Source organism: Halomonas salsilacus, assembly GCF_051216275.1.
Classification (GTDB): domain Bacteria; phylum Pseudomonadota; class Gammaproteobacteria; order Pseudomonadales; family Halomonadaceae; genus Halomonas.
In genome coordinates this window covers 30300-43988 of the sequence record NZ_JBPKAQ010000007.1, presented here as the reverse complement: position 1 = coordinate 43988, position 13689 = coordinate 30300, and the positions used below count along the sequence as shown (strand labels likewise).

Annotated in this window: 10 protein-coding genes; 3 read left to right on the top strand and 7 right to left on the bottom strand. The window is 65.6% G+C overall.

Annotated features, from left to right (window positions below; genetic code table 11):
* Positions 1–7: 7 nt before the first annotated feature.
* From ACR80S_RS11340 to ACR80S_RS11330, 3 genes are all read right to left on the bottom strand, one after another.
* On the bottom strand, positions 8–565 hold the full coding sequence (locus tag ACR80S_RS11340; RefSeq protein WP_435403227.1) for a YqhA family protein: 558 nt from the start codon (positions 563–565) through the stop codon (positions 8–10).
* Positions 566–641: 76 nt separating this feature from the next.
* Positions 642–1745, bottom strand: coding sequence for a sensor domain-containing diguanylate cyclase (locus ACR80S_RS11335; protein WP_435403226.1), 1104 nt, complete (start codon positions 1743–1745; stop codon positions 642–644).
* Positions 1746–1799: 54 nt separating this feature from the next.
* A complete protein-coding gene (locus ACR80S_RS11330; RefSeq protein WP_435403225.1) occupies positions 1800–4511 on the bottom strand; it encodes an EAL domain-containing protein in 2712 nt (903 codons plus the stop codon).
* A 265-nt stretch (positions 4512–4776) separates the two neighbouring features.
* Between ACR80S_RS11330 and ACR80S_RS11325 the strand changes: the two genes are divergently transcribed.
* Entirely contained in the window at positions 4777–5331 is a 555-nt protein-coding gene (locus ACR80S_RS11325) for a YaeQ family protein (protein WP_435403224.1), read from the top strand.
* On the opposite strand, the gene ACR80S_RS11320 is transcribed toward ACR80S_RS11325, so the two are convergent.
* Positions 5325–7031 carry a potassium/proton antiporter gene (locus tag ACR80S_RS11320; protein WP_435399762.1) on the bottom strand — a complete coding sequence of 569 codons (1707 nt, stop codon included), beginning with the start codon at positions 7029–7031 and terminating at the stop codon, positions 5325–5327. The genes ACR80S_RS11325 and ACR80S_RS11320 overlap by 7 nt on opposite strands.
* A 149-nt stretch (positions 7032–7180) precedes the next feature.
* Here ACR80S_RS11320 and ACR80S_RS11315 point away from each other — a divergent pair, with 149 nt between their 5' ends.
* A complete protein-coding gene (locus ACR80S_RS11315) occupies positions 7181–8503 on the top strand; it encodes an ABC transporter substrate-binding protein (RefSeq protein WP_435403223.1) in 1323 nt (440 codons plus the stop codon).
* Positions 8503–9921, top strand: a complete 1419-nt coding sequence (locus ACR80S_RS11310; RefSeq protein WP_435403222.1) for a 3'-5' exonuclease family protein — start codon at positions 8503–8505, stop codon at positions 9919–9921. Before ACR80S_RS11315 ends, ACR80S_RS11310 begins: the two co-directional genes overlap by 1 nt.
* Here the strand turns inward: ACR80S_RS11310 and ACR80S_RS11305 are convergent.
* The 3 genes from ACR80S_RS11305 to ACR80S_RS11295 all read right to left on the bottom strand — a co-directional run bounded on the left by ACR80S_RS11305 (position 9918) and on the right by ACR80S_RS11295 (position 13529).
* Positions 9918–10697 (bottom strand): alpha/beta fold hydrolase, encoded by a 780-nt coding sequence (locus ACR80S_RS11305; RefSeq protein ID WP_435403221.1) that lies wholly within the window; start codon positions 10695–10697, stop codon positions 9918–9920. The genes ACR80S_RS11310 and ACR80S_RS11305 overlap by 4 nt on opposite strands.
* Before the next feature lie 34 nt (positions 10698–10731).
* On the bottom strand, positions 10732–11415 hold the full coding sequence (locus tag ACR80S_RS11300) for a 7-cyano-7-deazaguanine/7-aminomethyl-7-deazaguanine transporter (RefSeq protein WP_435399766.1): 684 nt from the start codon (positions 11413–11415) through the stop codon (positions 10732–10734).
* Positions 11416–11618: 203 nt separating this feature from the next.
* The gene (locus tag ACR80S_RS11295; RefSeq protein ID WP_435403220.1) at positions 11619–13529 is read right to left on the bottom strand and encodes a propionyl-CoA synthetase; all 1911 of its coding nucleotides are present in this window, start codon (positions 13527–13529) and stop codon (positions 11619–11621) included.
* Positions 13530–13689 lie beyond the last annotated feature (160 nt).

Genomic DNA, 13689 nt, shown 5'->3' with positions numbered 1-13689 from the left:
GCAAATGCTAGCCGCGATGAGTCAGACTCATCAGGTAAAGCGCACCGGCCAGTGCCAATACCGAAAGTGCCAGGTAGATCGCCTCCAGCGGCGTCTGGAAACGAATGTCCACGACCGCACGAAAGAACTCGATAATCACTGCCAGGATAACGACCCGAGCAATCTTGTCCTTGAGCTCATCAAAGGACGCGACATTAAACGGGTGCTTGGAGGCATGTACCTCAGCCTGCTCGATAGGAGAAATGAATAACCGGTAGACCCCGAGCCCGAAGATCAGCAGCACGATGGCCACCAGATAGATATCCACGGCCATGACGATGCTCGGCACCAGAGTGTCATGAATGTCCACGGCCCCATCGACCAGATAATAGGAAATTGCGGTAATCACCAGCTTCAGGATATCCATGGTACCAATCACGAACAGGACCAACGCCCCCAGCAGGCTCGGTATCACCGCCAGCATCACCAGGAAACGCGAGTTCCAGAGCCAGCGCTCCACACGTCCCTCCCATCGTCCTTGCCGGGAAGGTGCTATTTTACTTTCTTGTTCCCGCTCCTGCGTCATGTTGTTCTCCTGGTGCCCGATTGAAACGCCTGGCACGGGGCATATAGGCCCCTTTGCAACGGATCACGCGCTGGGCTCATGGGCGGAATGATGAGTCCATCCCAAACGAGCGGTGAGCAGGCACTCCTTCCGGCTCACAGATCGAACGGTTGCGCCCCTGCTCCTTGGCCTGGTAGAGAAGCTCGTCGGTTCTGTGCAAACACTCATCCATGTTGCTGACGCCACTCAGCGAGCAAATGCCGATGCTGGCTGAGATATAGAGCGGCGTGGCGCTGTCGGCTCGCATTGAGGTAATCGCCAGGCGCTGGTGGAGCCGCTCGGCGGCATGCCGCGCTTCCGCCACGCTGGCCCTTGGCAGCATGACTACGAACTCCTCGCCACCCCAGCGGCCGATCACATCGGCCTGCCGGAACACCTCACGACACAGCTCAGCGAAGCGCACGATGACCTCGTCCCCGGCCTGGTGACCCAGGGTGTCGTTGACCCTCTTGAAATGGTCCAGGTCGATCAACATCAGGGCGGCTGGGGGCGCGCCTCGCTGAATCAGCGCGACTTCCTGATCGAGGCGCTGCTCGAAGGCCCGACGGTTGAGCAGGCCAGTGAGCGGATCGGTGGCGGCCCGCTTGGCCAGCTCGTGCCGCGTCGCCTCGAGCTCGCATATCAGCTCGGCTTGTTCGCGGTGGGCCCGCATCAGCTCCATGTGCGCCATTACCTGGTTGGCGAGAGCCTGAAGCGCGAAACGCTGACGTTCGGTCAAGTCTCTGGGCTGATAGTCGAGTACGCATAGTGTGCCCAACGGATAGCCCTCCCGGCTTTCCAGTAGCGCGCCGGCATAGAAGCGCAGGTTGGGTTCGCCGGTCACCAGCGGATTGCTCGAAAAACGTGGATCCCGGGTCGTGTCGGGCACGATGAACAGCCCCGACTGCAGGATGGCATGGGCACAGATCGAGATATCCAGCGGAGTCTCGCGCACCCCGAGCCCCTTCTCCGACTTGAACCACTGGCGATCGCGGTCAACGAAGTTGATCACGGCGATGGGTGCTTCGCAGATGATCGACACCACCTCGACGATCTCATCAAACGCCGACTCCTCCGGGGTGTCGAGGATCCGGTAGTCGGCCAGCGCCTGCAGTCGTTGCGCTTCGTGCTCGGCTGAGCATCGATCGGTGAGGTCAGGCATGGGCGGCGTCCTCCAGACACTCCAGCAGCACCGAGGCCCGCTTAACGTTCAGCGTCATCTAGAATCCTTCGGGTTGTCGTGCAGGTGATCGCCCCAGCGCTCGGCGAAGTCCTCGGCCGAGAGCGGACGATCGAAATAAAACCCCTGGGCCTCGTCGCAGCCCATGTCGGTCAGGGCCGCAGCCTGTTCGGCGGTCTCGACGCCTTCCGCCACGGTTGTCATGCCCAGTGCCTTGGCCATGGCCATGATGGTCTCGACGATGGTGCGATCGTGCTGGCTCTCCAGCATGTGCCGCACGAACGAGATATCTATCTTCAAGGTGTCGGCAGCGAACCGTCGCAGGTAGGCCAGCGACGAATAGCCGGTCCCGAAGTCATCGATGGCAAGGGTGATACCTGCCTGGTTCAGGGCTCGGGTGATCGTCACCGCCTGTTCGGGATCACGCATGAAATCGCTTTCGGTGAGCTCCAGGGCGATGGCCGAGGTGGGCAGGCCACGGGTCAACTGCACGATATGCTCGGCGAGATGGGGGTCGGCGAACTGCTGGGCGGAGATGTTCAGCGACAGCCGGCCGGGCAGTCTCCGCCCGGTGCGGCGCCACGCCAGCAGCTGTTGGGTGGCATGCTGCAGCACCCAGTCGCCCAGCGGGCGAATCAGGCCTCGTTCCTCAGCCAGCGGGATGAACTCCCCTGGGCTCACCCAGCCCCACTGGTCGTCATGCCAGCGGCATAGGGCCTCCGCGCCGGTCAGCTGCCCCGTACGCAGGTTGATCTGGGGCTGATAGTGCAAGGCCAGGGCGTCCTCGGCGATGGCCCGTTCCAGACGCTCGGTCATCTGCTGGCGACGCTCCAGGGCATGGGTCATCGAGGCCGTGAAGGGGCAGACGCCCTCATCCTCCTGCTTGGCGTGGTACAGGGCAATGCTCGCCGCCTTGAACAGGTCTCCGGCACTCAGCGCGTCCTCGGGGTAGCGGGCCAGGCCGATCGAGACCTTCAGCGAGAAGGTGCGGTGGCCGAGTTGGATGGGCCGACCAATGGTATCGCGCATGCGGGCCACGCTGGCCTCCACGACTTCGGGCGATGCGGTCGGGACCAGCAGGGCAAACTCGTCTCCCGAGAGCCGCGCCAGCGCCTCGCCCGTGGCTACCGCCCGGTGCAGGCGGCCGGCGACCGTAGCCAGCAGCTGATCACCCAACTGGTGGCCATGCAAGTCGTTGATCTCCTTGAAGCGGCGGAGATCCAGCAGCAGCAAGGCCAGGGGCTGCTGACAGCGCTCCGCGATGCGGCGCATCTGCTGGAGGTCTTCCATGAAACGCACCCGGTTGGCCAGCCCCGTGGTGCCATCGAAGTAGGCCAGCTGACGCATGCGGCGATGATCCTGGCGGCGCTCCACCTCCGCCGCGGCGCCCGTCGACAGAATGCGCAGCACCGAGGTCGCGAAGGCGTTGGTATCCGGTGGCTCGCGGTAGAGCACCATGATCACCCCCACCGGCTGACCGCGGGCATTTTCCAGACGGCGCCCGATCCAGGCGGAATACTCACCGTGCACACCGGGCAGCCAGGCCGGCTTCTCCTCCCGATCGGCGACCTCCTGAGTGTCGACCAGCCTCTCGAAGGGCGAACCGATGAGGTCGAAGGCGTAGTTGTCGAGGGGGCGCCCTTCGGCAAACGCACTCACGGTGCTCAGGTGGCTGGGTGGGGTTCCTCCTGTCGCCAGCACGGTCTCGGGGGTAGTGTCCAGGGTGGCGATGACCCCGGCATCGGCCTCCAGGATCTCCACCAGGTGGCGCACCAGATGGTGGAAGTAGTCATCGCCGATCCGCGTAGTGACCGCCGAGGCCACCCTCGCCACGGCAGCCTGCACGCGCTGGGCCTCGTACTGCTCGCTGATATCGGTGACGAAACCCTCCAGGCAGGTGACCGCCCTCTGGGCGTCGTAGATCGCCTGCCCCTGCTCCAGCATCCAGCGCAGCTGACCGTTCGCCGTCCGCAGCCGGTAGATGACGCGAAAGGGAGTCTGCTGTGCCACCGCGCTCGCCACGGCGTCGACCACCTTCTGCTGATCGGGCGGGTAGATCAGAGAGGCATAGCTCACCACGCGGTTATGCAGCAGCGCGTCCGGCGCATAGCCGGTCAGGGCTAAGGCTCCCTGGCTGATCACCAGCATCGTCCAGTCATGATCGTTCTGGCAGCGATAGGCCATGCCCGGCAGGTGGTTGAGCAGCGTATCCAGACGCCGTTCGCTCTCTCGGGCACAGGCCTCGCTGTCGCGCAGCGCCAGGGTAGCCTGAGCCCGCTCCATCTCCGCCCCGGCCTGCGCAGCGGCGATGTGAAGGATCTCCTCCTCCAGCCCGGAAAGCGACATCGGGGTGTTCTTGAGCACCGCCAACAACCCCAGTGGTCGACCCTCCAGGGCAAACAGCGGCACTCCCAGGTAGCTCTCGGCGTCGAGCTGCCTCAGCAGGGCATCATCCGGAAAGCGTTGCTGGATATCGCAGGCGTAGAGACATGGTTGCCGACCGCTGACGGTTTCACAGGGGGTACCGGCCAGGTCATAGCTCAAGTTGGGGCGGCAAGCGCCCCGGGACCACACCGCCAGGGTATGGGCCCGCCGGTCATCGCCGACTCGCGCAATCAGCGCATGGTCGACATCGAGAATCGCCGCCAGGTGCTCCACCAGGGTGGTAAAGAACGCCTCCGTTCCGGTACGCGACATCCCATCGGCCAGGAGGCGAAATGCTTCCTCGGCGGTCATGCGGGCTTTCATGGCACGGCATCCATGTCGGTTGATAGCTCGATTATCGTTGCTTCAACGCCAACGCTATCACGAAGCAAGGCAATAGGGACCAATGGAAAAAACGTCTGCATCGCCTCCAGCTACCCGGCTCGGGTATGCTGTCGCTCTACCCCGAGCACAAGCAGGACACCGTGCCCCTGATCCGCCCAGCCGACAAGGCGGAATATCACGTCAGCGCGCCTCAGGTGCCTGTTACGTTTTCGCGTATACTGCCCACCATTTTCAGGAGTTCGCCATGGCGCTGAAGGCAACCATCTGCAAGGCGCGGCTGCAGGTCGCCGACATGGACCGTCATTATTTCGGCGAGCATGTGCTGACCGTCGCCCGCCACCCGTCCGAGACCGACGAGCGCATGATGCTGCGTCTGCTGGCGTTTGCGCGTCACGCCCATCCGGACCTGGCCTTCGGGCGCGGCGTCAGCGCCGATGACGAGCCGGACCTGTGGCGAAGGAGTCTTACTGGCGAGATTGAGCTGTGGATTCAGCTCGGTCAACCGGATGAACGGGAGATTCGCCGGGCCTGCGGCCGTGCGCACCAGGTGGTGATCTACACCTATGGCGGCCAGGGATCGCGACTCTGGTGGGAACCGCTGGAAGGCAAGCTGAGCAGCCTGTCCAACCTCACCGTCATCGACGTCGATTCGCAGAGCGTAACCGAGCTCGGCCGCCTGGCGGCCAGGGGAATGGAACTCAATGCGACGCTTCAGGATGGCATGATGTGGCTGGCGACGCCGGAAGCCTCCGTGGAAGTCAGCGTCGAGATTCGCCAGCAGGCAGCAACGACTCAGTAGAGCCTCAGGCCCACCTTGGTCACAAGGTTGCCCTCCATCTCGCTGACCACCCAGTGAATGCCGTGCCAGTCCACGTCATCCCCCACCACCGGGTGCCCGCCTACCCGCAGGGAGATAAACTCCGCCAGGGTCATGTCTTTCTCCGCCGGGCTGAGCGTCAAGCCATAGGCGTCGCCGATATCCTGCATGCGGGCCTCACCGTCGAAGGTGAAGGTACCGAAGAAGGCGCGCTCCTGCTTGAGCTTGGCATCACCATTGAAGAGTCGATTCAGCGCCGGCAGATCCTCACTGCGGCCGATCACGCAGATCACATCGCCCAGCTGCAGGCGGGTGCTGCCCTTGGGGTGCAACATCACATGATCGCGGAACAGTGCCGAGATCAGTGCGCCGGACGGAAAGCGCAGCAGGCGAATCGGCACATCCTCCAGGTCTGAGTTCTCCACCTCGTAGACGAACATCTCGAAGTCGTTCTCCGGGAGAATGCCCAGCGGGCCACGCCGGTTCGGGGTCACGGAGGTCGGCACCTGCACCCGCATCAGCCTCGACATCCACCCCAGGGTGCCTCCCTGGATCAGAAGCGAGAGCAGCACCACCGCAAAGGCCACGTTGAAATAGAGCGAGGCGTTCTCCACCCCGCCGATCACCGGGAAGATCGCGAGTACGATAGGCACGGCACCGCGCAGGCCCACCCAGGAGATGAAACCGATTTCCCGCCAACGAAACTTGAAGAAGGGCTTGATGCTGATCAGCACCGCCAGAGGTCTGGCCACGAAGATCAGCGCCAGCGCCACCAGGCTGGCGGGAAGCGCAACCGCGAACAGTTCATGGGGGTTGACCAGTAGGCCAAGCACCAGGAACAGCCCGATCTGACTCAGCCAGGCCAGGCCGTCGTGAACCGGCAGGATGAAGTTGATATGCCGCCCGGGCTGGTTACCGATCATCAGCCCCGCCAGATAGATCGCCAAGAAGCCGCTGCCGCCAAGGAAGCTGGTGATGCCGAACACACCGAAGCCCAGGGCGAGGGCCATCAGGGAATAGAGGCCGGGGGCGAGGTCTACCCAACGCAGCAGCTTGCCGCTGAGCCAACCCACGCCCACCCCGATCACCATCCCCAGGCCGAACTGCCGAACCAGCAGCAGCAGGGTATCAACGGTGCCACTCAGCTCCCCGACCAGCATCTCCACCAGCACCAGGGTGAGGAAGATCGCCATGGGGTCGTTGGTGCCGGACTCGATCTCGAGTGTCGCGCCCACCCGCTCATTGAGGTTGACACCGCGGCCACTGAGCATCGAGAACACCGCCGCGGCATCGGTGGAGCCCACGATGGCGCCGACCAGCAGTCCCTGCATCAGACTGAGGTCGAAGATCCACATGGCCAATACGCCGACGATCCCACTAGTGATGAAGACGCCCAATGTGGCCAGGGACAGGGCCGGGCGAAAGCCGACCCGAAAGGTCTTGAGGCGGGTACGCAGCCCACCGTCCAGCAGGATCATGGCCAGCGCCACGTGGCCAATGACGAAGGCTAGGGAATAGTCGTCGAACTGGATGCCAAGCAAGCCCTCTTCCCCCGCCAGCATGCCCAACCCCAGGAAGATGAGCAGCAGGGGGAATCCCACCAGGCTGGAGAGACGGCTGGCCAGGACGCTGAGCCCGATCAGTAGGCCGCTGAGTATGAAGAGGGTATTGACGGTATCCATGGCATCCTCGTTGCGGCTTACCGGGCATTATCGCACGAGGCCCGCAGCGGTGCGACGCCGCCGGCAGGACTGGTCAGCCCTTCCCGGCAACGGATACACTTTGCTGCCGTCGGCCGGTCGCGTACCGACATCACTGCCGGAGCCCCCGCATGCCCGATCCCGCCCCTCCCAGGTTCCCGTCCGTCGTCGTCTCCGCCCTCACCCTGCTGATGGCAACGCTGACCGCAGCGGCGCTGATGACGAGAGCCCCGACCGTGGTGGCCGAGGAGGCCAGGGAGGCCGAGCCCCTGACCGTGCCAGAACGCCGCCCGGACGGGCTGAATACCCGCGTCAGGGTATTCCAGATCCCGGCGCTTGAGGCAGACATCGACGATCAGATCACGGAGATGGCCCAGGTATTCCCCCGGGAGGCTGATGCCGAGACGCATCCATCCCCTGCCGACGATACCGGCGAGAGGGACGCCGACGCCGCCATGGCACCCGATGGCACAGCGCCGGTTCACGAGGTCAGCGCGCCGGCCGCGGTCGTCGAGCAGGGCCCCAGGGTGACGCTCATGCCCCCCCAGCCACTCGAGCCGCCGCCGCTCAAACCCCTGGAGATCATGCTCGACTGGTATCCCGGCCCCCAGCATGCCGCCCTGCTGATCGCCCAGCACCGGGGCACGTTCACTCGACATGGCCTGCAGGTCACCTTGACCACCCCCGCCGACCCCACCCTGCCGACCCGGCTGCTGACCTCCGGCCGCATCGACCTGGCCGTGAGTCGCCAGCCGCTGCTGCATCTCCAGGTGGATCGCGGGCTGCCGCTACTTCGGGTCGGCACCCTGGTCGACCTTCCCCTGGCGGGGCTGCTGCTGCGAGACGACGGCATCATGGAGTCGCCGGCCCAGCTGGCGGGCAGGCGAATCGGCTATTCAATGGAGGAGAGTCGGGAGCTGCTGCTGCCCGCACTGCTCAAGCCCCACGGTATTACCCTCGAGGAGCTGGAGCTGGTGGACGTCAATTTCAGTGCCGTCATCCAGATGGTCGATGAGGAACTGGACGGCGTGATGACACCGCAGCGCCTCGCGCTGCCACGGCGATTGGGCGACGAGGGCGTGACCACGCGGCTGTTGGCGCTGGAGGAGCACGGCATACCGCGCCATGAGGGGCTGATCCTGGTGGCCAACCGCGACCGGCTCGGTGCCCAGAAGGAGAGCCTGCGGCGGCTGCTCGAGGCCCTGACCGAGGCCTCCGCCTGGATCCTGGAGCATCCACAGGCGGCCTGGGCGCTGCTGGCCGAAAACGAGCCTACCCTGGACACCCCGGCGAACCGGGACACCTGGCTGGCCATGCTGCTGCGCCTGAGTGCCCGCCCTGCCGCCCTGGACCATGGCGGCTACGCGAGCTTCGAGGCCTTCCTGCACGAGCGGGGCCTGCTCGAGACCCTCACGCCGGTGGAGAAGCTTGCCGTCGACCTGGGCGCGCCCTGATGCATGGCCCACTGATCTTCCTCGACCTCGAGACCACCGGGATACGCACCACCCGGGACCGCATCACCGAGATCGCCGCCCTGCGCCTCGAGCAGGGCGTGGTGACCGCCCGCTGGCACCGCCTGATCAACCCCGAGATGCGCATCCCCGCGCCCATCAGCGAGCTGACGGGGATTCACGACGCCATGGTCGAGGATGCCCCCACCTTCAGCGAGATCGCCTCAGAGCTCAGTAAGTGGCTGGCGGACGCCCCGCTGGTCGTCCACAACGCCCGCTTCGACTATGGCTTCCTGCGTAACGCCTACCGGCGGGCCGGTCGGGACTTCAGCGCCGAGGTGATCTGCACGCTGCGGCTCTCGCGGCGCCTGGCGCCACAGCATCGCGAGCACAATCTGGCAGCCCTGCTGGAACGCCACGGCATCGCGTCAGCCACCCGCCACCACGCTATGGCCGACGCCGAGGCCCTGCTCGCCCTCTGGCAGTGCTGGCAAAGGGAGCACTCCGCCGCGCGGCTGGAGGAAGAGGCACAGCGCCAGCGCCGCCTACCCAGCCTGCCGGCCCACCTCGACCCGGGCATGATCCAGGCTCTCCCCCAGACCCCCGGGGTCTACCTGATGCATGGCGAGAACGACCTGCCCCTCTACATCGGCAAGAGCGTGAACCTGCGGGCCAGGGTCATGAGCCATTTCCAAGCCGACCATCGCGAGGAGCGCGAAATGCGTCTGGCCCAGCAGGTGCGTCGCATCGACTGGCAGGAGACGGCCGGCGACCTGGGCGCACAGCTGCTCGAGGCGCGACTGGTCAAGGAGCGCCAGCCGATTCTGAACCGGCGCCTGCGCCGCGCCGGGCGACTGACGGGGTGGTCCTGGCCGCAAGGCGCCAGCCGCCCCGAACTGCGTCGCGCCCATGCCCTCACCGGCAGGGAGGCCGAGGAGATGATGGGGTTGTTCCGCAGCGCCCGGGATGCCAAGGAGGCGTTGCGCCAGATCGCTGCCGACCAGCGACTCTGCCTCCGCCTGCTTGGGCTTGAAGCGGGACGCGGTGCATGCTTTGCCAGCCAGCTGGGCCGCTGCCGAGGCGCCTGCCGGGGCGTTGAGTCCCCGACAGAGCACGCCGCACGCGCCAGGGAGGCGTTGTCGCGGCTACAGATCCATCACTGGCCCTGGGAGGGGCGCCTGGCCATCGGCGAGCGGGGTCCCACGGACGCGCAGGCCTGGCACCTGGTGGACCACTGGTGCCACCTGGCCAGCACCGATTCCCTCGCGGGGCTCAACGAGATTGCCGAGCCCGATGACGCTAGGGGGCGCTTCGACGTGGACACCTACCGGATCCTGCGCCGATTCCTCGACGGTGAGAGCGCCGAACGGCTGACGCTGGTCACCCTGCCCCGCCAGACCGGGCCCGCCCCCCTTGCTTAGGCCGCGTGCCGGGCGAGAAAGACCTCCACCGACTCGCGAAAGGCCTCGGGCTGTTCGGCATGCAGCCAGTGGCCCGCGTCCAGGGTCACCACCTCGGCCTCTGGCAGCACCTCCCTCAGGGCAGGGAGCATCTCATCGGTGACGTAGTGGGAATGAGCGCCACGCAGCACCAGAGTCGGCCCCGGAAAGGTGCCCTCGCCCGCCGGCGGTCCCATGATGGTCTCGTAGTCGTCCTGGATCTCGTCGAGTCCCAGGCGAAGCTTGAGACCGCCCTGCTCGACACGCTCCAGGTTGGTGGCCAGGAACAGCCTAACCGCCCGCTCCTTGACATGCTCGCCCAGCAGGGCGTCGGCCTCGTGGCGATTGGCCGGCCGGCCATCCTCCAGGCGGCGCAGGCCGGCAAACACCGTGTCGTGGTCGTGGCCATAGGCCAGCGGGGCGATGTCGCCGACGATCAGCGAGGCCACCCGCGCAGGCGCCAGCCGGGCCAGCGTGATCACCACCTTGCCGCCCATGGAGTGGCCGAGCAGATGGACGCGCGGTATCGCCAGGCGATCCAGCAGTTGGATCACATCCTCGGCCATGGTGTCGTAGCCCATGCCCTCGGCGTGGGGGGAGCGGCCGTGGTTGCGCAGGTCCACGGTGACCACGCGGAGCGTCTCCTGCCACGCCTTGACGTGGGAGCGCCAGTTGTCGGCGCTGCCGAACAGGCCATGGATGACCACCAGCGGCACACCATCGCCGCCGGTGTCCTGATAGTTGAGCTCTACGGGCATGGCACTATCTCCTCGGCCGGTTCCCCGGCCAACGTCAGTTACGGGGTCGGGCCACCGAGGCGGCCGACGCCTGGGCTTCGGTGGCCGCCACTAGCCGACGGCTCAGGGTCGCCAGCAGCACGCCGTACAGCGGCACGAAGAACAGCAGGCTGATGATCAGCTTGATGACATAGTCGACCCAGGCGATCTCCAGCCAGTTGGCCGCCATGAAGGGGTCGGGGCTGTTGTAGAAGGCGATCGAAAAGAAGGCGAAGGTATCAGCCAGGTTGCCCAATAACGTGGAGATCGCCGGCGCCACCCACCAGGCCTTGAGGCCGCGCAGGCGATCGAACACGTGCACATCGAGAAGCTGGCCCAGCAGGTAGGCCATGAAGCTGGCCACCGCGATGCGCGCCACGAACAGGTTCCACTCCCCCAGTGCTTCGAGGCCGGCGTAGCTGCCCCGCGGAAACACCACCGACACCACGTAAGAGATGACCAGCGCCGGCAGCATGACACGCATCACGATGGCGCGGGCGGGATCCTTGCCGAACAGCCGCACGGTCAGGTCGGTGGCGAGGAAGATGAACGGAAAGCTGAAGGCCCCCCAGGTGGTGTGGAAGCCGAACAGGGTGAACGGCAACTGCACCAGATAGTTGCTGGCGGCGATCACCGCGATGTGGAAGGTGATCAGCATCACCAGCAGGCGGCGCTGCTGGGTATCGGAAAGCACAAACATGGCGGCATCCTTTTTTTCAGGAGGGGTGAGGGAACCCTCGTGGAACGGGCTGCCGGGGGCAGCGTGCGGTCGGGCATTATACGGACCGCGCCCGCCGCTGGCCATGCCCATCCACGCAGACGCCGCCCCGAAGGGCGGCGTCATGGAGGGTACGGCTATCGCGGATGCCGTCGGGGGCGGATACCGAGACGGCTGCCGAGCGATCAGACCTGGCGCGCCTCGTGGGCGGCGCCCACCTCGCGGGCCTTCATCGCCTCGTGCACGTCCTGCAGGCTGGCCGGGTCGTCGATGGTGGAGGGGATGCCGAACTCCTTGCCGTCGGCGATGCTGCGCAACAACTTGCGCAGGATCTTGCCGGAGCGGGTCTTGGGCAGGCGATCCACCACCAATACCTGCTTGAAGCAGGCAATGGGGCCGATCTTCTCACGCACCAGGGCGATCAGCTCCTGTTCGAGGTCCTCCTCACGGCCCTCGAACCCATCCTTGGGAATCACCAGGCCGATGGGCAGCTGCCCCTTGAGGGCATCGTGGATGCCTATGACCGCACACTCGGCCACCACCGGATGGGCACCGACGACCTCTTCCATCTCCCCGGTGGAGAGTCGATGGCCGGCCACGTTGATGACGTCATCGGTCCGGCCCATGATGAACAGGTAGCCGTCCTCGTCTACGTAGCCCCCGTCCCCGGTCAGGTAGTAGCCCGGGTAGGCCGCCATGTAGGCCGAGTGGAAACGCTGCGAGTCACCCCAGACCCCCACCAGGCAGCCCGGCGGCATCGGCTGCTTGATCACCACGCTGCCCTGCTCCATTGGCCCCATCCGTTCGCCCTCGCGGTCGAGGATCTGCACGTCGAAGCCCGGCACCGGCACGGTGGCACTGCCCGCCTTGGTGGGCATCGGCTCGAGGCCATGCAGGTTGGCGGCGATGGGCCAGCCGGACTCCGTCTGCCACCAGTGGTCGATCACCGGCACGTCGAGCAGGTCGTCGAGCCAGTGGAAGGTGGGCGGGTCGAGGCGCTCACCGGCCAGGAACAGCGCCTTCATGCAAGAGATATCGTACTGCTCGAGCAACTTGCCGTCCGGATCCTCCTTCTTGATGGCCCGAAACGCCGTCGGCGCGGTGAAGAAGCTCTTCACCTGGTACTCGCTGATCAGCCGCCAGAAGGCGCCGGCATCCGGGGTCTTCACCGGTTTGCCCTCGTAGACCACGCTGGTGGCCCCGCGCAGCAACGGTGCGTAGACGATGTAGGAGTGGCCCACCACCCAGCCCACGTCCGAGGCCGAGAAGAACACCTCGCCGGGCGCCACGTCATAGATAACGTCCATGGAGTAGGCCAGTGCCACCGCGTAGCCGCCGGTATCGCGTACCACGCCCTTGGGCTTGCCGGTGGTGCCGGAGGTATAGAGCACGTAGAGCGGATCGGTGCCCTTCACCGGCACACAGTCGGCCGGCTCGGCCTGTGCCATCAGGGTCGCCCAGTCGTGGTCGCGAGCCCCCAGCTCGGCGGTGTACTGCTGGCGCTGGAAGATCACGCAGGCATCGGGCTTGTGGCCGCTCTGCTCGATGGCCGAGTCGATGATCCCCTTGTAGGGCAGCACCTTGTTGACCTCGACCCCGCAGGAGGCCGCCACCACCACCTTGGGCGTCGCGTCGTCGATGCGCACGGCGAGCTCGTGGGGGGCGAAGCCGCCGAACACCACGGAGTGCACGGCCCCCAGGCGCGCGCAAGCATACATGGCCACCAGCGCCTCCGGCACCATGGGCATGTAGATCACCACGCGGTCGCCCTTCTCCACGCCCAGGCCCTTGAGGGCACCGGCGAAGCTGGCGACCTGATCGCGCATCTCCCGATAGGTCAGGGTGCGCTTGCTGTCAGTCACCGGCGAGTCCCAGAGGATCGCCGGCTGATCGCCGAGCCCCTGCTCCACGTGGTGGTCCAGCGCCGCGTGACAGATGTTCAGCTCGCCGTCAGCAAACCAGCGCGCGTGGTTGGCCTCGTCGTAGTGAAGAATCTGGGTAGGGGCCTTGAACCAGGGAATACGATGGGCCTGCTCGGCCCAGAAGCTCTCCGGCTGCTCGATGGAGCGGCGAAATTCGTTGGCGTAGGTGCTCATGATCGTCCCGTGGCAGGTCAGTGACATCGAATGATTGTTGACACTGTAATGCACTTCGCCGCCGACGCCCTCATACGATAGGCTAACTTTCGACAAAAGGTGGAGATATCCCGAGCCACATTGTCAACAACATGGCGTTGAGCCAACCCTCACTCAATGG